Source organism: Rufibacter glacialis, assembly GCF_008271745.1.
GTDB lineage: Bacteria > Bacteroidota > Bacteroidia > Cytophagales > Hymenobacteraceae > Nibribacter > Nibribacter glacialis.
The window spans coordinates 73,495-91,496 of sequence record NZ_VKKZ01000025.1; the positions used below are offsets into that span (position 1 = coordinate 73,495).

The following is an 18,002-nucleotide window of genomic DNA, read 5'->3' on the forward strand; positions in this document are numbered from 1 at the left end:
CTCCCTCTTTTAATAGGCAATCTAAAAATGGCAGAAACATTACGCAACCCCATCCGCTGGGGCATTATTGGCTGCGGAGACGTAACCGAAGTCAAGAGCGGCCCCGCCTTCCAGAAGGTTCCGCACTCCCAACTGGTGGCCGTCATGCGCCGCGACGCGGCCAAGGCCCAGGATTACGCTAGGCGCCACGGCGTGCCCAAATGGTATGACAATGCCCAGGCCCTCATCCAGGACCCGGAGGTAGATGCCGTGTACATTGCCACCCCGCCCGGTTCCCACGCCGAATATACCCTGCAGGTGGCTTCGGCCAGGAAACCGGTCTACGTGGAGAAGCCCATGGCCCTGAACTTTGCGCAGTGCCTGCAGATGGTTACTGCCTGTGAAACTGCCCAGGTGCCGCTGTTTGTGGCTTACTACCGCCGGTGCCTGCCTTCCTTCCTGAAAGTGAAAGAACTGGTAGACGGCGGGGCCATTGGGGAGGTGAAATTCGTGAACCTAAAGCTGTACCACCCGGCGCAGGAAAACCTGTCCCCCGAGAACCTGCCCTGGCGGGTACAGCCTGAGCTCTCGGGCGGAGGCCTCTTTTTTGATTTAGCCTCGCACCAACTGGATTTCCTGGACTTTCTGCTGGGACCTGTTATCTCCGCCTCTGGGCAGACCGCCAACCAGGCCGGCCTTTATCCCGCCGAGGACATTGTGACCGGGCAGTTCAGGTTTGGCAACGGCGTGTTGGGCACCGGCACCTGGTGTTTCACCGTACCGCCAGCCCAGTTCACAGACCAAACCGAGGTCATCGGCACCAAAGGGAAGATCACGTTCCCCTCCTTCGCCTTAACGCCGGTCATTTTAGAGACCGCCGCCGGGGTGGAAGAGTTTCTGCTGCCCCCTCCCCCGCACGTGCAACAACCCTTCATTGAAACGGTGGTGCAGGACCTGCTGGGCAAGGGCACCTGCCCTAGCACCGGAGCGTCTGCCCTGCGCACCGCCTGGGTCATGGACCAGATAGTAGGCCGTTGATTCCCAGACAGGAAGAAGTGATTTTCCATGTTTTAGATGCTGCCGGTGTTTAGCGGCTGTTTCACCCAGAATAGCCACTAAACGCCAGCAGGAATTTTTCTCAGGCTTTCTCCGTTTACGTCTTGTAAACAAGTCCTCCTTCTCCTTCCCCTGGAAAAAGAAGGTGCCCCAAAGAGCCACAAAAAGGACACGCTTTGGGTTGATTTTTTCCGGAATTAGGAACCAGAACTGGGTTTGGGGAAGGACTTTTAAAAAACTTTAATTTTCCGCAATATTTTGTTCTAAATTTTTCAATATCAGATAAATATTGATATCTTGCGCAATCGATTGCACATTCTACCTGTTTTAGATATGTTACACAGATTTTTGAAAATCCATCCGAATGACAATGTGCTGGTAGCACTCACGGATTTAAGAAAAGGCGAGACCGTAGAATTCGAAGGTTCTCAGATTGTTTTGGTGGATGACATCCAGGCCAAACACAAGTTCGCCCAAACGCCCCTGGCCGCCGGTGACGAGATCCTCATGTACGGCTCCCTGGTGGGCAAGGCGGTCTATGACATTCCCCAGGGCGGTGTGCTGTCCACGGCCAACGTGCAGCACCAGGTACACGGCTTCACCGGGAAAACCAAAACCATTGGCTGGACTGCCCCAGACGTGTCTAAGTGGGTGAACAGGACCTTCATGGGCTACCACCGCGAAGACGGCCAGGTAGGAACGGGCAACTACTGGCTCGTGATCCCCTTGGTGTTCTGCGAGAACCGCAACGTAGACATCATCAAACAGGCGTTCTTAGACGAACTGGGCTTTGGCCAGCGCGATGTCTACAAATCATACGTGCAACAGATGGTGGACCTGTACCAGTCGGGCAACACTGAGGCCATTGGCACGCTTACGTTGCAAAAAACCACGGCCCCGGTGCAGCGCCGCGTGTTTGAGAACATAGACGGCATCAAGTTCCTGACCCATGAAGGCGGTTGCGGCGGTATCAGACAAGACTCTGATATGCTGTGCGCACTGTTGGCGGGTTATATCCACCACCCCAACGTGGCCGGTGCCACCGTGCTGAGCCTGGGCTGCCAGAACGCGCAGGTGAGCATCCTGGAAGAAAAGATTAAAGCCTTGAACCCCAACTTCTCCAAGCCCCTGATTGTGCTGGAACAGCAGAAAGAAGGCACGGAGGAGGAAATGATGTCCAAAGCTATCCGCCAGACGTTCCTGGCCTTGATAGAGGCCGATAAACTGACCCGCAAACCCGCCCCGTTGAGCAAGCTCTCCATTGGCTTGGAGTGCGGCGGCTCAGACGGTTTCTCTGGAATTTCCGCGAACCCCGCTATTGGCCATACTTCTGATATTCTGGTGGCCCTGGGCGGCAAGACGGTTCTTTCTGAGTTCCCGGAACTGTGCGGCGTGGAGCAGGAACTGATCAACCGCTGCGAGAAAGAAGAATCTGCTGACCGTTTCGTGTCTCTCATGCGCGCCTATGCCAAGTCGGCTGAGGCGGTAGGCTCTGGCTTTGACATGAACCCCAGCCCGGGCAACATCCGGGACGGCTTGATCACCGATGCCATCAAGTCAGCGGGGGCAGCCAAAAAAGGAGGAAACTCCCCTATTGTTGACGTGCTGGACTACCCGGAATACGTGACCAAGCCTGGCTTGAACCTGCTGTGCACCCCGGGCAACGACGTGGAATGCACCACGGCCCTGGTAGGCTCAGGCACCAACATTGTGCTGTTCACCACCGGCTTAGGCACGCCCACCGGTAACCCCATCACTCCGGTTATCAAGATTTCCTCTAACACCAAACTGGCGCAGCGCATGCCAGACATCATTGACATTGACACCGGTGCGGTGATCTCAGGCGAGAAAACCATTGAGGAGATGGGCGAAGACGTACTGGACTTCATCATTGAGGTAGCCAGCGGCCGCATTGAGACCAAGGAGAAAACCCTGCAGCAAGACGACTTTATTCCGTGGAAACGCGGGGTATCCTTGTAACACCTCCTCTGGAAACAGGCCCCGGTTTAAAAAGGGCCTGTTTCTTATTTACCTTAGGCCTTGTCTTTTTACCGCTGCAGTTGCCTGGCACCTGCGGCCATGGAGACAGGGCCTTCTTTTTTCACGTATCTTTCCACCAAACTATAGAGATAAATCACCTAACTCCTGTTACCGTATGAATGATGCATTAGCCCTGCCCGTAGGCACCACCCTAGACCGATTCATCATGCGAAAGCAAGAGCAGTTCCCGTATGCCACGGGCGAACTGTCACAACTGCTGCGCGATCTGGCCCTGGCCGCCAAAATAGTGAGCCGTGAGATCACCCGCGCCGACCAGGATACCATGGGCTCTAACGGGGAGCAGAATGTGCAGGGCGAGGAGCAGCAGAAGCTGGACCTGATCGCCAACATCAGGTTCATCAGGGCCTTGCGCAACGGCGGCGAGGTCTGCACCATAGTCTCTGAGGAAGATGAGGACATTATCCATACCGGCAACCAGAACGCCAAATACATTGTGGCCATGGACCCGCTGGACGGTTCCTCCAACATCTCGGTGAACATTCCTATTGGCACCATCTTCTCTATTTACCGCCGCATCTCTGAGGTAGGGCAAAACGGCACCCTGGAAGACTGCCTCCAAAAAGGCACACAGCAAGCCGCCGCGGGGTACATTCTCTATGGCGCCTCTACCATGCTGGTGTACACCACCGGCCATGGGGTGAACGGTTTCACCTATGAACCGTCTTTAGGGGAGTTCTTCCTCTCGCACCCAGACATCAAGATCCCGGCCAACGGCAACCAGTACTCCTGCAACGACGCCAACGTGAGCAATTTCCCCTTGGGAATCCAGAACTACCTGGCATTCTGCCGAGAGCAGAAATACTCCTCGCGCTACATAGGCTCTTTGGTGGCCGACTTCCACCGCAATTTGCTCAAAGGCGGCATTTACTTCTACCCTGCCTCAGCGAAAAACAAAACCGGGAAACTGCGCCTGCTCTATGAATGCAACCCCCTTGCGTTTATTGCAGAACAGGCCGGCGGACAGGCCACCGACGGGATCCACCGTATTTTAGACAAAGTACCCACTGAACTCCATGAGCGCTGCCCACTGGTGATTGGCTCCTCTGAGATGATTGAGAAAGTAAAGAAATACATGACGCTGTAACCGCGCCATCTACCCTCAAACAAAGTATGCGTTCCGGGCCTGTTTTCTGCAAAACAGACCCGGAACGCATACTTTGTTTGAGGGTTTTCCTAGAAAGAGGTTGGAATCAGAGGAAGAAACCAGCGGCAGAATAGTTTGCCCTCGCTCCTTCTTTCTATAGGTAATCAGAATATTTCTTGGGTTGCAGGGCTCTTTTCCAGAACCGGATGCGTTTGATTTCCCCGTTGAACCAGGAACGTTTATCCATGCGGGTACCAATAGAGGTTTTGGCCGAGGCAGGGAGAGGCATATACTCTATCTTACCTGATAGTTCCAGTTGTCCGTTCACGTACCCTCGCATTTCTTTGTCTTTGTAGGTAAGCGTCATGGTAGCCCACTCCCCTACCGGATGGGTTTTGCTGGAATCAATGAGCGTGAGCGAACCATTATCGGTGCTCATGAAAAAATCAGCGTACCATTGGTTCCGGTTGTTCAGGCGAAGTTCCAGCAGGATCCGGCGCTGCCTGGTGGCTGGGTCTTCCAGGTGCAGGAACCGTTGCTCCACGTTGTTGGGCCAGGCCGCATGGGGCTTGAATACGACTTCAATGGAAAACTCTTCGGCTCCGGCAATGGGGTTATGGTCTACCAACAACCCGTCATCTACGCCATCAAAAGAAACTACCCGGGCACCGCCTTTGCCTTGAATGACCTTAGGCTCACCCAAGACAGTGGTAGGATGTCCGCCCACGGTGGGGAATCCAGCGAAGTTCCACCTAATGGGTTTCTGCACCGAACAGGAGCAAAGACAGCTCAAGACCAAGCCCCAGGACAAGAAGTAGAGAAGGATTTTCATAGAGCCGGGAGTTATATGTTTGATTACAGCCTCTTTTCAAGGAATCACGCATGAAACAAAACCAGAACCGTCTTTTTCTTTAACGAGAATGGGGCGGAAAGGACTTATTTTTAGGCATTTATCCCGCAGATACTACTGCTTTACCTGTGGTCTTACAATTCTATCCGCTAATCCCACTTTTTGGGCTTTCATCTCGGCTAAGACAATCTGGGCCATTTCGCGCGCTCCCAACTCATTGAAATGGGTATCATCCACTTTGCCTTTGGGGTAGTTGGGGTGTTCTTCGGGCTGGAGGTGCACGAACAGGAGTTTAGAGGCCTCGGGGCCCAACTTCCGAAGCAGTTCCTGACTTTTGCCGTCCAGGTCAAGCAAGGCGACCTTCTGCCTTTTGGCCACCGACCGCACCAGATTGGAGTACACGGCGTGGGTGTCTTCCAGCTTGCCGGTTGCATCAAACTTACGGCGGGCGGCGGGCGTGATCAGCACCGGAGCCACGTTCTTCTTTCTGGCCTCGGTGATGAAACGCTCCAGGTTGGTCTGGAATTCGGCTTCAGTGGTCGCGCTTTTCTTGGTGGGTATCTCGTCATTGTGCCCGAACTGGATAAACAGGTAATCTCCGGTCTTCATGGAAGAGGCCACGGGTTGCCAAAGCTTGCCATCTATGAAGGTGCGGGTGCTTCGGCCGTTTTTGGCATGGTTTTCCACTTTCACGGTAGAATCAAAGAAGTACTTGAAGGGCATGCCCCACCCCGTTTCAGGGTAGTGCCTGGTTTCTTTGATAGACATGGTGGAGTCTCCAATGAGATAGACGGTGACAGGCGCATTTTCCCGGGCTAGGAAAGACATCAGCCCCAGGCAGCACAACAACAGAAGAGTGAAGGTAATTTTCATAGGAGAAAGGGTTTCTAAAAAGCGAATTTTGAAGGAAAAGAATCGGTTACTGCCTTTGGTGTCCCACCCTTGCCGGCCCTGGTTTTGAGTTTGTAAAGGTAAGTCCGGTCCAAAAGGCTGCTGTTACAGGATAAGAATCGGCTTGCCGCTAGAGGCAAGGAAACACCGGTACCTGATGGTTTGAGCCGATCATCTTAAAAACAGGGGCTAAATGACCGGGCGTGGCTTACCATTCCTGTCGGGCCAGCATGGGCGCCCCGCGTTTGCAAAGTTGCAGGGCCAGGCCCCAGGGGTCCCGCAGCATGATGAGGTGCGAACCGTCTTCCAGATGCTGGTTTGTTACCTCAGTTGCCCCGGCGGCGCAGAGGCGGTCTTTGTCTAGGGTAGGATTCTCAGAGACGAAGGCCAGGTGCACCAGCAATGGGTTCATGGTGCGGTAGGGCGGAACCTCATGGGCGGGATTCAGGTAAATTTCTACCATGATACGCCCGCTGTCATCAGCAAGGAAAGTGGTGAACGGCGCTTCCTTCATTTGGCGTACCACACGCAGGCCCAGGTGCTGCACGTACCAGGCCGACATGGCCACTGGGTCTTCTACGTTGAGGGCGAAATGTTCTAATTTCATAGAGAGGTTTGTTTGATGCGGCCGCCGCTTTTCTTTACCAGATCTGGTAGGTCATAATACTGGAGAATCCCCTGCACCACGTGAGAGAACATGTCTTGTTGCAGGGGATTGGTAAGGAAGGTCTGGTAGGTGGTAAGGGTATTAGACAAAGTGGCCTGGGTTATGCGGTGATCCAGGAAAACCGCGTGCGTCACCACCGGACCATACACGCCCTCGGCCTCCACGTGCACCGGCAGCTTTGCCAAGCTTTTCTGGCTTTTGAGGAAATCCAGCACCGAAGTCAGGTCTTGCACCCGTTGGGCCAGGAGCGGCCGTTTCAGGTGAAGGCTCAGCACGGCGTTGCGGTATTCACTGCTCCAGTACTTGGCGTCATTCAGTTTGGGGTCATCTTTGGTTTCGCCAATGCCCCGCAGATCCGCCAGCACCAGCACCGTACCGGCCGCCATTTCCTTCTGGATCAGGGCTTCGTTTTTGGCCAGCGTCTCCATGCCTTTGCCGGCATCGGTTAACCGGAGTACGATCCTGGAAGGCGCCTTATTCCCCACCGGTGCATACACCATCACCGGAACCGGCAATTCGCTCTGGCGCATCACCACCCTTTTCTCCAGCCGGTACTGCCCCGTCTGGCTTTCGCCGCTCAGGTCCGTGAAAACAGGGGCCTGGTTCAGCTGCAACCCGATCACCTCCCGTACTTTTGTTTTCAGTTTGCTTTCGTTCTGCTCGTTGAGGAAGGCTTGGCGTTTAGGGGCTAACTCCTGGAAAAGGGCGAAATTCAGTTTCTGAATGGTGGCCTCGGTGGAGAAGGCGGTGTTGACCTGCCCGGTTTTGGTGGCCAGCAGGTCTTTCTCAGGGAGCGCCCCTACCTGCCCTTCTTTTACCGGGCGGCTGTCCTGGTACAGCCACTTCCTGAACCAGGTGACGGCTTCCTCGCGCTTGGGCTGGGTAATGCCATGGCCGTCTGGCCACACAAAGAGCTTCACCTTCTCGGGCTCCTGCAGGGTATGGTATACCTTTTGGAGTTCCTCAAAGCCTTTGAGGGTGCCGTAATGGTCCACGAAATCATTTTCCGCAGCCAGGATAAGCACCGGTTTGGGCGCCGCCGCGATGATGAAATCCGCCATTTCTAAATTCCCTTCGCCAGGCATGTACTGGCAGCCGTCCTGCGAGCCGGCAACTTCAATGTAGCGGTCGCGCTGGGTAAAGTAGCTGCAAGGGGCGGCCACCTTGATGCGGTCATCATAGGCCATGAGGTACATGGTTTGGGTGCCGCCCCCTGAGTTGCCCAAGGCGCCTATCCTGGTTTTGTCCACCTCAGGCCGGGACTCCAGGTAATCAAGGCCCCGAACGTTGTCCCAAAGCATGTATGCGGCCACGCTGGTACCTACCAAGGTGGCGCCGGCGTTGAGTAAGGTATGTTCAGTGGTAGAGCCGCGGGTAAGGCTTTTGCCGGTGGAGTCCGTGAGTTGCACCCGCTCCCCCTGTGAAAAGGGATCAACGGACAGCACCACAAACCCGTTTCGGGCGAAGAGGCGGGCGGTTTTCTGGTAAGACTCAGTGGCCTTGGCCGTCATTTCATGGCCGTTCATCAGAATCACCCCCGGAAATGGCCCCTTGCCCTCCGGAAGGTACAGGTTAGCGGTCACGTGGTGGTTAGGCCGGCTCTCATAGACCAGGTTCTCAATGCGGTAACCGTCTTGTTTTGTCTGGCGCGTGATCTTGGCGTTTAGCGGCTGTTTTTGCGGAAACTGCCCCACCACGCGCAGGTATTCTTTTTTCACATCGGCCTGGTAAGCGCGTAAACTTTCTTTGGACGCCAAAGCCTGGGTAAGTTTCTCGTGCCGCTGGTCATACGCCCGGTGCAGGTCCCGTACCAGATAGGCATTGTACACCGTCTGCCCCTTGAAGGGCAGCACCTGGGCCTCTAGCTTCAGGGGGAGAGCCAAGAAGCACGCCAAAGCCGAGGAAAGGATGATATTTTTAGACTTACTATCTTTCATTTAAACTTCCTCATCATCATCTAAGAAGGCCTTGGCGCCTGTGCACAAAAAGATAACATCCCCTCCTTCCCTGGGCCGGCAAGCTTTGAATCTTCTATAGCACCACGGTTTGCACCCGCTTGCGCCTTCTTATATCCTCTTTGAACTTCCTCGCGCAATCGATTGCGCTTTCCTTTCTAAAAAAAGGCAGTTTTCCATGCCTTTTCAGAAAACAGCCCGTTTTCCTTTTGTTTTAAGGGCGTTATTTCTTCTTCAAGATGCGGTTTTTTTTCACGAATAGCAAGCGTATTTCCAGCCACTTATTTACAGACCAAAGACCAAATCTATTTTCTACCGGTCCCGCTTTTCACACAGACCTAACCTGCTTTTGGTCAGTTTATATTCTTCTTCCGGGTACCGGCAAATTCCAACACCAGGATACTCTTGAAGCTATCGTCTCTAAGAAGTTGGAAACTTCTGCGCATTTCAGGTCCAAGTTAGAAACTTGAACCCGAGAATAGTAGAAGAGCTAGGCCTGCCCTTTCAAGGGTCTTTTTAGAGAAACCAGTTTAAAGTACCAAGGGCTCCTCCTGGGGAATTTGCTGCTGCTTACTTTTTGACAAAGGCGACCCTTTTGGTTTGCTTTCCTTTGCCCAGCTGCGCGGAGATAAGGTAGAGGCCACTGGGCACGTACTGCCCCGCCTGGTTTGTCCCGTTCCAGGTTACGCTATGGGAGCCGGGAGAGACGGAGGCGTCTAAAAGGGTGGTCACTTTTTTTCCCGCCAGGTCGGTTACCTGTACTACCGCCTGTCCGCGCTGTCTGGCTACAAACGTGAAGGTAGTTTCCGTGGTAAAAGGATTAGGAATAAGGCCGGTACTCCCTAACTGGGAGTCTTCCGGTGAGCTGGTGAGGTTGGAGGCCAGTACCAGGCCGTTCAGGTACTCTTCCAGGTTGGTGTAGCCGTCGCCGTTCCCGTCCAGATTGCGGTCTTCAGCGTTGTTGGGGTTCAGGCCCCGCTGCGTTTCCCAGGCATCGGGCATGCCGTCTTTGTCAGTGTCTACGGGAGCCGGAAGCGACTGAAGCGTAGGCCAACCGCCCACATCCTGCTGGCTGTCAATAATGCCGTTGGTGCTTCCGCGCGAACCGGGGGCAGTGAAGGTTCCCTGGCGTACATTCTCTATGACCCGGACATCTACCGCATCCCGTTTCAGAGAGGCACCCGCCTTTTCAAGGACCTGGGTGTAGGCTTCGGGGGCGGCATGGGTGACTACGTTGTTTTGGATAGGGTGCGGGGCGTTGCGCCGAAGAGAGGCTTTGTCCGCCTCAGACACCGTGCCGTAGCTGCTGTGGAATTGGTTCAGCACCCCGTAGGTCCAGTTGTCTGCCGTGGTGCGGGGGCTTCCTTCCACAAAATTGCCGTCTATGTAAAACTTGCCCCATTGATCATACACCTCGGTGCCGGGGGTCTTGTTCTTGTCCAGGGAAGCGATGCGCTCTTTCTTGGAAGTGGCCGGACCGGGCTTGTAGTAATTGTTCACGATGTTCACGTTCATGGCCTCACCGCCGTAGATGCTGTTCTGGCCCCAGTTGTAGAACACATTGTTGCGCACATCCACCAGATCAGTGAGCGCGAAGGCTTTACCGGCCTCCTCGCCCAACCTGGGGTTGCGGCTGTCATGGTGGGCCATGAGGTTGTGGTGGAACGAGGCGTTCTTGCCGCCCCAGATGCCGCCGTATCCATGGGCGCCCTTGGCGTGGGCCGAGTTCCGGAGGCTCTCCGAGATAATGCTCCACTGCAGGGTGAAATTCTCATTGGCGTAAAAAGAGACGCACTCATCCGTTGACCAGCTCATGGAGCAATGGTCAATGATGAGGTTCTTATGGAACCTTCCCCCCAAGGCATCTCCTTCCTGCTGGGCCTCATCGCCCATCCTGAACCGGAGGTACCGGATGATCACATTGTCCGCGTCTACCGTGACCGGGTAATTTTTAAGGGTGATCCCATCACCCGGGGCGGTTTGCCCAGCAATGGTGATACCAGGATTCCTGATGGTAAGGCTGGAGGCCAGCGCAATGGTGCCGGACACCCGGAACACGACGGTTCTGGGTCCTGCAGCAGTGATTGCGGCCCGCAAACTACCAGGCCCTGCGTCATTCAGGTTGGTCACTTCTAGGACCGCCCCTCCTCTTCCGCCCGTGGCGAAACGCCCAAACCCTTCGGCTCCCGGGAAAGCCAGTTGCTGCGCCACCGCCTGGAGCCCCAGGCAACAGCACGCGATTAGTATCAGTAGGTTTTTCATCATGGTCACATTAACTTATTGATGTAATGCCGTTACGTCCGTCCTATCTATTCTATGCGGTCCAATTTCTCTTAGATGAGAAGAACCTCCTCGGTGTTCCAATTTGAAGGCATTTCACCCTTTCTTTCACACTAATTAGGGCAAAACACATTTTACTTTCTTTTCTTTCAAGAACTGGGCTTCTACTTCAGGGCCTTCATTCCTTCAAACACCAGCCGGGCCACTTCCTTCGCTCCTTCGGGTTGAAAGTGGGTGTTGTCTTTCTGGCCCTCGGGGTAGTTTTTGTATTTGCCAGGGGGTAGGTTCATGAAATAGGTGTTGGTCACGTACTCCTGGCCTTTGGCCGAGAAGGAATCTATGGACCGCTGTTGCAGGTCGATCAAACGCACGTTGAGCTCTTTGGCTACGTCTTTGACCGCCTGCGGATACTCGCCGTGCACGTTCCCAATCTTGCCGTCTTTCCAGGGGTAGTTGCGGGTGACAGGCGTGAGCAGAATGGGGAGGGCGCCTTTCTCGCGGGTTTGGGTTACGTACAACCGAAGGAACTCTTTGTAGCCCTGGAGGGTGACGTACCGCTCCGGCTTGTCTACGGCGGCATCATTGTGGCCGAACTGGATCATGACCACATCATTCTTTTTCAACGCTTGGTACACCTGCGCCCAGCGGCCTTCCTCAAAGAAGGTGCGGGTGCTGCGGCCGCCCCGGGCTTTGTCCAGGAGTTGCACACTGTCGGCTTTGATGAGGTTCCTGAGTTGCGAAAGGCTGTCGGGCCGAAGAAATGGCTGAAATACCTGTCCCCAGCCCATGACCGGGTAGCGTTTGTTCAGGTAATCCTCGCCGTCATAGTCAGAGTAATCGGCCACGGTAGAATCGCCGATCAGGTACACCCGCACGATCTTCTTTTTGAAAGGGGCAAATGACATGGCGCCCACGGCCATCATCAGCAGCAGGAGGATGGATCTTTGGTACATTTTACACGTGTTTTTGAAAAAAGGAAGGGTAAACCGTATGGCCTACCCTTCTTATGACTTCTCTTTATTGCAGCAACACCGCCGCTTTGTTCAATTCTTTACCTTTGGAGATCTGGGTGGCGGCACTGGCGAAGTCTTTGCTTTCCAGCTTCACGTTCTTGGTGAGCGGGCCCATCACTTTGACCGCCGGTTCCTTGGTCTGGTTGAAAGTCAAGCCTTGCACCTTGACATCTTTGCTGTTGTAGATGGTCAGGGCCGGGCCTTTCTCCGTGATCACTTTCACGTTCTTCAGGGTGATGCCGGTGGCGTCTACCGCCGAGATGCCTCTGGTGGCTTTGAGGTAGGAGTTCTCAATGTTCACGTTTTGCAGGTTCATCTCCGGAAGGCCTTGCAAGGCCACCGCTTCGGCGGCGCCGGAAACCGTGATATTGCGCATCCAGATGTTCTTGAACGAAGGGGTTTCCTCGGTCACCGCCACCAGTTTCTCCACCCGCGCTTCATCAGAGGCGCGCTGGTCATCTTCCAGCACCGGCGAGTTTCCGCCGTAGAACAGGTTGAAGCTGATGGCCTGGGTAGGGATGTTCACCATGTCAATGTTGGAGATCCAGATGTTCTCAACCAAGCCTCCGCGGCCGCGGGTACTCTTGAACCGAAGCCCAATGTCGGTGCCCATGAACGTGCAGTTAGACACGTGCACGTTGCGCACGCCGCCGCTCATCTCGCTGCCCACCACAAAACCGCCGTGGCCGTGGTACACCACGTTGTTTTTCACGATCACATTCTCCGTAGGTACGCCCCGGTCCCGTCCGTCTTTGTCTTTACCCGACTTGAAGCAGATGGCGTCATCGCCTACGTCAAAGGTGTTGTTGTAGACCAAGGCGTTCTTGCAGGATTCCAGGTCCAGGCCGTCGCCGTTCTGGGAGTACCAGGGGTTACGCACGTTCAGGTTCCGGATGATGATGTCCTGGCACATGAGCGGGTGCAGGTTCCAGGCCGGGGAATTCTGGAAGGTAGGTCCGTCCAGCAACACCCTTTTGCAGTTCACCAGGCTCAGCATTACGGGGCGCAGGTAATCTTTGATGGCTTCAAACTCGGCGCGGGTTTTCAGGTCAGGCACGTTGAAGTTGCTGCCCTGGGTGTCGCCTTTCAAAGCGTTCTGGGTAGGGTACCACATGTCGCCTTTGGCGTTGAGCACCCCGGTTTTGGTCAGTTCCTTCCACTGACCGGCCGTCATCTTGCTTTTCTTCACGGGGCGCCAGGCATCCCCGTTGCCGTCAAAGGTACCCTCGCCGGTTATGGCAATGTTTTCCAGGTCGCGGCCTGAGATGGGCGACTGGCACCGGAAGGTGTTCAGGCCCTCAAAGCTGGTTTCTACCACGGGGTAATCGTCAAAGTCCCGGCTGAAGATGACCATAGAACCCGCCTCGGCGTGCAGGTCAATGTTGCTTTTCATCACGATGGGGCCGGTAAGCCACAGGCCGCGCGGAATTACCACGCGTCCGCCGCCCTTGGCGGCTACGTCGGCGATGGCCTGTTCAAAGGCTTTGGTGTTTTTGGTGATGCCATCGCCCACGGCGCCGTATTTGGTGATGGGCACACGGTAGTTGGGGAACTTGGTTTCCTTCACTTTGGGCATGTCAAACTCAATGCCCTCATAGATGGTGGCGTCTACGCTGGCGTTAGAGACATTCACCCCTGCCGTGGGGGCGCTGCCGGAAGAAGCAGAACTGGCCGCCGGCGCGGAGGTTTCGCGCTGACAGGCGAATTGGAACACGCTCACCAAGCCTAGGGTAAGCAAGAACTTGCTGGAAAGACCTTTTCTGATTTTCATATCGTTACTCGTTTTACTTCTTTTTGAACTCTTTTGCCAACGACAGCCGTGGAAAAACACAAATGCATTGACAGAAGCAACTATACCTTATTTCATTGTCATCCTGAAAGGATCTTATGGGCAAACAGTAGTGGCCATCAATAAATGCTTATTTAGTTCGCTTACAAGATCCTTTCAGGATGACAAAATATATTGTTTAAGCTGTCCTTTAGTTTGTTTATGCTTACTTCTGTTGTTTCAGATCCCTTTTCTTAGAAGCACCCCTGAAACGCCTGCCCTACTTCGAAATCCTGAACCAGTCGTAATCGGCGAAGCCGGAGTCATTGGTTTTGTCATCCCGGATGGCAAACAAACCTACTTTGGCGCCAATCCATTTACCGGGAACGCCGGTAAAGGGGCTGCCGGCATTTTTGAAGGTGTTGCCGTCTTCTGAGTAGCTGAACTGGCACTTGGCCCCTTTGCCGACCTGCACCCGGAACTGTACTTCGTTTCCGGTCAGTTTTCCGAGGATCTGCTCTTTTTCAGGGGTGCCTTTGTCGGCTTTGAGGGCTGTGTTGTAGGTAAGGTACAAGCCGTCTTTCTTGCTGACCACCGAGACAAAGCCATAATCCATGCCCATGACCACTAAGCCCGTGCGCTCATTCTCTAGTTTGGGGTTGGGCGTGAACTTGAGTTTGGTGGTGACGGTGAAGGTTTCCCCGGGGAATTTCTGTAGCAGCAGGTTAGGTACGTCCCAGAGGTTTTTGCCGCCTTCGGGCTTTTGGTCGGTGAAGAGGCGCAGTTGGCCTTTGTTGGACGCGAAGGCCCAGGTGGCTTTGGGGTTGGCGTGCCACTGCCACTGCAAGCCCAGCAGGTGGTTGCTGAATTCGTCTGACTCAGCGGGCGTCATGACAGGGTAGGTCTTGCCCACATTAGGCTTTTTGTAGGTCAGCACCGGCTGGCCTTTGCCGTCGCCGTCGGGATCTTCCCCAATCACGGGCCAATCGTTCACCCACTTCATGGGTTGCAGGTGTACCACGCGGCCGTAGGCTTCCTTGTCCTGGAAGTGGAAAAACCAATCTTCGCCGGTTTTGGTGTCTACCCACGCGCCCTGGTGCGGACCGTTGATGGGCGTTTTGCCCTGGTCCATCACGATCTTCTCCTCATAAGGACCATAGATGTTCTTTGACCGTAGCACCAACTGCCAGCCCGTGGCCACCCCGCCCGCGGGTGCCATGATGTAATAGTAGCCGTTGCGTTTATAGAATTTTGGTCCCTCCACGGTTGGGTGCGCATCATGACCGTCAAACACCATAACGCCCTCGTCCAGCACCTTGGTACCTTCGGGGTTCATGCGGTTCAGGGTGAGCACGCTTTTGATGCCCGCCCGGCTGCCGGCCCAGCCGTGCACCAGATAGGCTTTGCCGTCTTCGTCCCAGAACGGGCAGGAGTCAATGAGACCCTTGCCTTCTTTCACCAACACAGGCGCCTCCCAGGGACCAGCCGGATTCTTGGTTTTCACCATGTAGATCCCAAAATCTGGGTCGCCCCAATAGATGTAGAACTCGCCTTTGTGGTGCCGGATGGAAGGCGCCCACACGCCGTTGCCGTGCTGCGGCTTGCCGAAATGGTCAAAGGGCGCCAGGCGGTCCAAGGCATAGCCGATGATCTGCCAGTTGACCATGTCTTTGGAATGCAGGATCTGCAGACCCGGGATAGAGCTGAAACTGGAGGAGGTCATGTAATAATCATCCCCTACCCGCACCACGTCGGGGTCTGAATAGTCTGCGTCCAGGACCGGATTTTGAAAAGTACCGTCTCCTTTGTCAGAGACCCACACTTTAGAGATGTCAGAGGAAGCCACTCCGGGGGAAGCGGCAGCGGAGGAGAAGGAAAGCTGGGGGGCGGTTTTCTCCGTTTGGCAAGCCATCAGGAAAAGCAAGCCAGCGGTGTAATATCTTATTTTCATGGGCAATGGTACTGGTAACATGGTGGACGTTTACAAATCTGGCAGCAGCTCCCAATTTGCCTTTCCTATGCACTTTCCTATTTCGGCCGAATGGCCTTGGTCTTTTAGGCTTGTTTTCATAAAAACAAGCTTGAAAGCCTCTTCGGTGGTTGCCTTACTTCCCTGCCTGGGGCGCTGGTTTTACGGCCAAAGGGTTCCAGTCCCGGAAGATCTTCTCCAGGGTATAGTCTTTGGCCTGCTCCGCATTGAGTTGCCGCGACCATTTCACGCGTTCTGTTTTGGAGGCGCCGGGTCCGGTGGAGTTGAATTCAGCATACAGCACCTGTTTCTCGGCTTCGGGTTTGTTCCAGTTGTGCCAACCTTCCGGCTTGATGTGCTTGCCCAGGTAGGTGTTCAGAAACACGGTTTTGGCAAAGGGTCTCCAGGGGCGGCCCAGGTAGTAGGACTTCTCCGGGGCATCACCGGTGAGGCGGCAGTTCAGGAACACGAACCCGTAGGGCGCACCTTCTATGGTAGAGGCGGCGGTGATGAAGCTGCCCCCTTTCTTGGCGAAGATCTCGCAGTTCTCGAACACGACAGTAGACCATCCGAAGATAAAGTCCGTAGTGCCTTCTATGTAGCAGTTTTTGTAATACTGGCGGCTCTTCTCGCCGTGCGGGTACAGGGTGTCCTGGAAACCCAGGAAGCGGCAGTTCTGGAACATAACCTTGTCCCCGTCAATGCGCACGGCCACCGCCTGCCCTACCGGCCCGGCCGAATTCTCAAACGTGAGGTTCTCGGCGGTGAAATCATCGCCGAACACAAAGAAACTGGTGGAGCCGGTGGTGCCCATCTCCTCACCGAAACGGTTCTTCTTAGCCGCGTAATCGTCAAAGGTGAGAATGGTTTTCTTCACATCTTCGCCGATCATCTTCACCATGGTTTTGGTGGCCGGCAAGGTGAGTTTCTCTTTGTAGACCCCGTTTTTGATGTAGATGGTGGTGGTGTTCTTCCGGAAGTCCGGCACGGCGTTGATGGCTTCCTGCACGGTTTTAAAGGTACCGCTGCCGTCTTTGGCCACCACGAAATCATACTTCTGCGCTTGCGCCAGGAACGTCCAGAAAAGCAAGGTCAGCAGGAGGAAAGGTTTTTTGAACTCCATGGCGCGTTTTATTTAGAAGCCGATTTGGAAACTGAGGTCTTGCCGCCCATTTCCTCAAACTCCAAAGCGGCCATGATGAACGGCGACACGGCCTTGGGGTCATTGTCGCGCTTCTCCTCGTTGATGTAGTACTCATAAGTACCATCACGATACGGCGTGCCGCCCAGGCCTGCCACCGCGCACACGTTGGTGATGCTGATGGTGCCGTCGGCCTCTTTCCGGATCAGGTTTTCCAGGATGCCGTTGTAGCCGCGGCGGGCGTTGTCCATATATTTCTGGTCTATGTAGCCTTTCTTTGCCGCTTTCACCAGAAAGTACGTGAACATGCTGGAAGCCGACCCCTCACGGTAGTTGCCCTCACGATTTGCCTGGTCTACTACCTGCCACCAAAGGCCGGTTTCCCGGTCCTGGTACTGGGCAAGGGAACCCGCCATTTTCTGAGTGATTTTCAAAATATCGGCTCTTTCTGGGTGATTCACCGGCATGAAATCCAGGGCGTCTACCAGGGCCATGGCGTACCAGCCCATGGCGCGGCCCCACACGTTAGGGGAAAGGCCGGTCTTCGGGTCGGCCCATTTCTGCTCGCGTTTCTCGTCCCAGCCGTGGTAGAACAGGTTCTTTTCCTTCACATAGGTGTATTTGTCCACCAATTTGATTTGCTTGGCTACCTCGTTGAACAACTGGGGCTCATTGTAGGTGGCCGCATATTGGGCCAGGAACGGAGAGGCCATGTACAGACCGTCCAGCCACATCTGGTGCGGATAGATTTTCTTGTGCCAATAACCGCCTTCCGAGGTTCTGGGGTGCGTACGCATCTGGTCCCGCAAATCATCCAGGGCAATCTTGTACTTCTGTTTCCCGGTTTCGCGGTGCAGCGCGATCAGGAATTTGCCGGGGTTCACCCGGTCAATGTTGTAGTCGGCTTTCTTGTAGGTCTTGATGGTGCCATTCTCGGTGATCATGGTATCAGCGAACGCCTTGATGTAGGTGAAGTACTTTTGGTCACCGGTGCGTTTCCAAACCCGCTCCAGCGCACTCGCGAACAAGCCTTGGGTATAGTCCCATTTCGGCTCTGGCCGGAAGTCAATCATCCAGCCCTGCGGACTGCGTTTCATTTCAGAGTCTGCCATCCAGACGGAATACGGTTTGCCCGACGGCGACTTGGAAGGTACACCAGAGGAAGAGGTCTGCTTGCTAGTGCTGCAGGCCAGGGTAAACAGGGCAAGGGCGAGAAAGGCAATATTAGAAAGCTTCATATGGATTAAAGATCTGATACGGTGGTAAGGGGGAATTCAGGTCTCCAGGC

The 18,002-nt window shown here is 54.7% G+C and carries 13 protein-coding genes; 3 read left to right on the top strand and 10 right to left on the bottom strand.

The annotated features are described in order from the left end of the window. Positions 1-27: 27 nt before the first annotated feature. The 3 genes from FOE74_RS19445 (at position 28) to fbp (ending at position 4,180) form a co-directional block, all read left to right on the top strand. Complete coding sequence (locus tag FOE74_RS19445; RefSeq protein WP_149100308.1) at positions 28-1,017, top strand: Gfo/Idh/MocA family protein; 990 nt, start codon at positions 28-30, stop codon at positions 1,015-1,017. Between the two features lie 351 nt (positions 1,018-1,368). After that, positions 1,369-3,015, top strand: a complete 1,647-nt coding sequence (locus FOE74_RS19450) for a UxaA family hydrolase (RefSeq protein ID WP_149100309.1) — start codon at positions 1,369-1,371, stop codon at positions 3,013-3,015. A gap of 175 nt (positions 3,016-3,190) precedes the next feature. After that, on the top strand, positions 3,191-4,180 hold the full coding sequence (gene fbp / locus FOE74_RS19455) for a class 1 fructose-bisphosphatase (protein WP_149100310.1): 990 nt from the start codon (positions 3,191-3,193) through the stop codon (positions 4,178-4,180). A gap of 154 nt (positions 4,181-4,334) precedes the next feature. On the opposite strand, the gene FOE74_RS19460 is transcribed toward fbp, so the two are convergent. The 10 genes from FOE74_RS19460 to FOE74_RS19505 form a co-directional block, all read right to left on the bottom strand. Further along, positions 4,335-5,012, bottom strand: coding sequence for a LamG domain-containing protein (locus FOE74_RS19460; protein WP_149100311.1), 678 nt, complete (start codon positions 5,010-5,012; stop codon positions 4,335-4,337). Between the two features lie 132 nt (positions 5,013-5,144). Beyond that, on the bottom strand, positions 5,145-5,903 hold the full coding sequence (locus FOE74_RS19465) for a rhamnogalacturonan acetylesterase (RefSeq protein ID WP_149100312.1): 759 nt from the start codon (positions 5,901-5,903) through the stop codon (positions 5,145-5,147). 226 nt (positions 5,904-6,129) lie between these two features. Then, on the bottom strand, positions 6,130-6,528 hold the full coding sequence (locus FOE74_RS19470; RefSeq protein ID WP_149100313.1) for a VOC family protein: 399 nt from the start codon (positions 6,526-6,528) through the stop codon (positions 6,130-6,132). After that, the gene (locus FOE74_RS19475; protein WP_149100314.1) at positions 6,525-8,525 is read right to left on the bottom strand and encodes an alpha/beta hydrolase family protein; all 2,001 of its coding nucleotides are present in this window, start codon (positions 8,523-8,525) and stop codon (positions 6,525-6,527) included. Before FOE74_RS19475 ends, FOE74_RS19470 begins: the two co-directional genes overlap by 4 nt. A 588-nt stretch (positions 8,526-9,113) precedes the next feature. Continuing rightward, positions 9,114-10,808, bottom strand: coding sequence for a FlgD immunoglobulin-like domain containing protein (locus FOE74_RS19480; protein WP_149100315.1), 1,695 nt, complete (start codon positions 10,806-10,808; stop codon positions 9,114-9,116). A 179-nt stretch (positions 10,809-10,987) separates the two neighbouring features. Continuing rightward, the gene (locus FOE74_RS19485; RefSeq protein ID WP_149100316.1) at positions 10,988-11,776 is read right to left on the bottom strand and encodes a rhamnogalacturonan acetylesterase; all 789 of its coding nucleotides are present in this window, start codon (positions 11,774-11,776) and stop codon (positions 10,988-10,990) included. 64 nt (positions 11,777-11,840) lie between these two features. After that, positions 11,841-13,607 (bottom strand): glycoside hydrolase family 28 protein, encoded by a 1,767-nt coding sequence (locus tag FOE74_RS19490; RefSeq protein WP_149100317.1) that lies wholly within the window; start codon positions 13,605-13,607, stop codon positions 11,841-11,843. Between the two features lie 277 nt (positions 13,608-13,884). Further along, positions 13,885-15,555: a glycoside hydrolase family 43 protein gene (locus FOE74_RS19495; RefSeq protein WP_188687013.1), complete on the bottom strand. Its 1,671-nt coding sequence runs from the start codon at positions 15,553-15,555 to the stop codon at positions 13,885-13,887. A gap of 154 nt (positions 15,556-15,709) precedes the next feature. Then, positions 15,710-16,696: a pectinesterase family protein gene (locus FOE74_RS19500; RefSeq protein ID WP_149100318.1), complete on the bottom strand. Its 987-nt coding sequence runs from the start codon at positions 16,694-16,696 to the stop codon at positions 15,710-15,712. A gap of 8 nt (positions 16,697-16,704) precedes the next feature. After that, positions 16,705-17,952 carry a glycoside hydrolase family 88/105 protein gene (locus FOE74_RS19505; RefSeq protein WP_149100319.1) on the bottom strand — a complete coding sequence of 416 codons (1,248 nt, stop codon included), beginning with the start codon at positions 17,950-17,952 and terminating at the stop codon, positions 16,705-16,707. Positions 17,953-18,002 lie beyond the last annotated feature (50 nt).

Excerpts from the sequence above, each read along its gene's own strand:
- fbp (WP_149100310.1), top strand. The coding sequence starts at position 3,191 with ATGAATGATGCATTAGCCCTGCCCGTAGGCACCACCCTAGACCGATTC.
- FOE74_RS19450 (WP_149100309.1), top strand. The coding sequence starts at position 1,369 with ATGTTACACAGATTTTTGAAAATCCATCCGAATGACAATGTGCTGGTA.
- FOE74_RS19445 (WP_149100308.1), top strand. The coding sequence starts at position 28 with ATGGCAGAAACATTACGCAACCCCATCCGCTGGGGCATTATTGGCTGC.
- FOE74_RS19460 (WP_149100311.1), bottom strand. The coding sequence starts at position 5,012 with ATGAAAATCCTTCTCTACTTCTTGTCCTGGGGCTTGGTCTTGAGCTGT.
- FOE74_RS19475 (WP_149100314.1), bottom strand. The coding sequence starts at position 8,525 with ATGAAAGATAGTAAGTCTAAAAATATCATCCTTTCCTCGGCTTTGGCG.
- FOE74_RS19495 (WP_188687013.1), bottom strand. The coding sequence starts at position 15,555 with ATGAAAATAAGATATTACACCGCTGGCTTGCTTTTCCTGATGGCTTGC.
- FOE74_RS19465 (WP_149100312.1), bottom strand. The coding sequence starts at position 5,903 with ATGAAAATTACCTTCACTCTTCTGTTGTTGTGCTGCCTGGGGCTGATG.
- FOE74_RS19500 (WP_149100318.1), bottom strand. The coding sequence starts at position 16,696 with ATGGAGTTCAAAAAACCTTTCCTCCTGCTGACCTTGCTTTTCTGGACG.
- FOE74_RS19470 (WP_149100313.1), bottom strand. The coding sequence starts at position 6,528 with ATGAAATTAGAACATTTCGCCCTCAACGTAGAAGACCCAGTGGCCATG.
- FOE74_RS19490 (WP_149100317.1), bottom strand. The coding sequence starts at position 13,607 with ATGAAAATCAGAAAAGGTCTTTCCAGCAAGTTCTTGCTTACCCTAGGC.
- FOE74_RS19505 (WP_149100319.1), bottom strand. The coding sequence starts at position 17,952 with ATGAAGCTTTCTAATATTGCCTTTCTCGCCCTTGCCCTGTTTACCCTG.
- FOE74_RS19480 (WP_149100315.1), bottom strand. The coding sequence starts at position 10,808 with ATGATGAAAAACCTACTGATACTAATCGCGTGCTGTTGCCTGGGGCTC.
- FOE74_RS19485 (WP_149100316.1), bottom strand. The coding sequence starts at position 11,776 with ATGTACCAAAGATCCATCCTCCTGCTGCTGATGATGGCCGTGGGCGCC.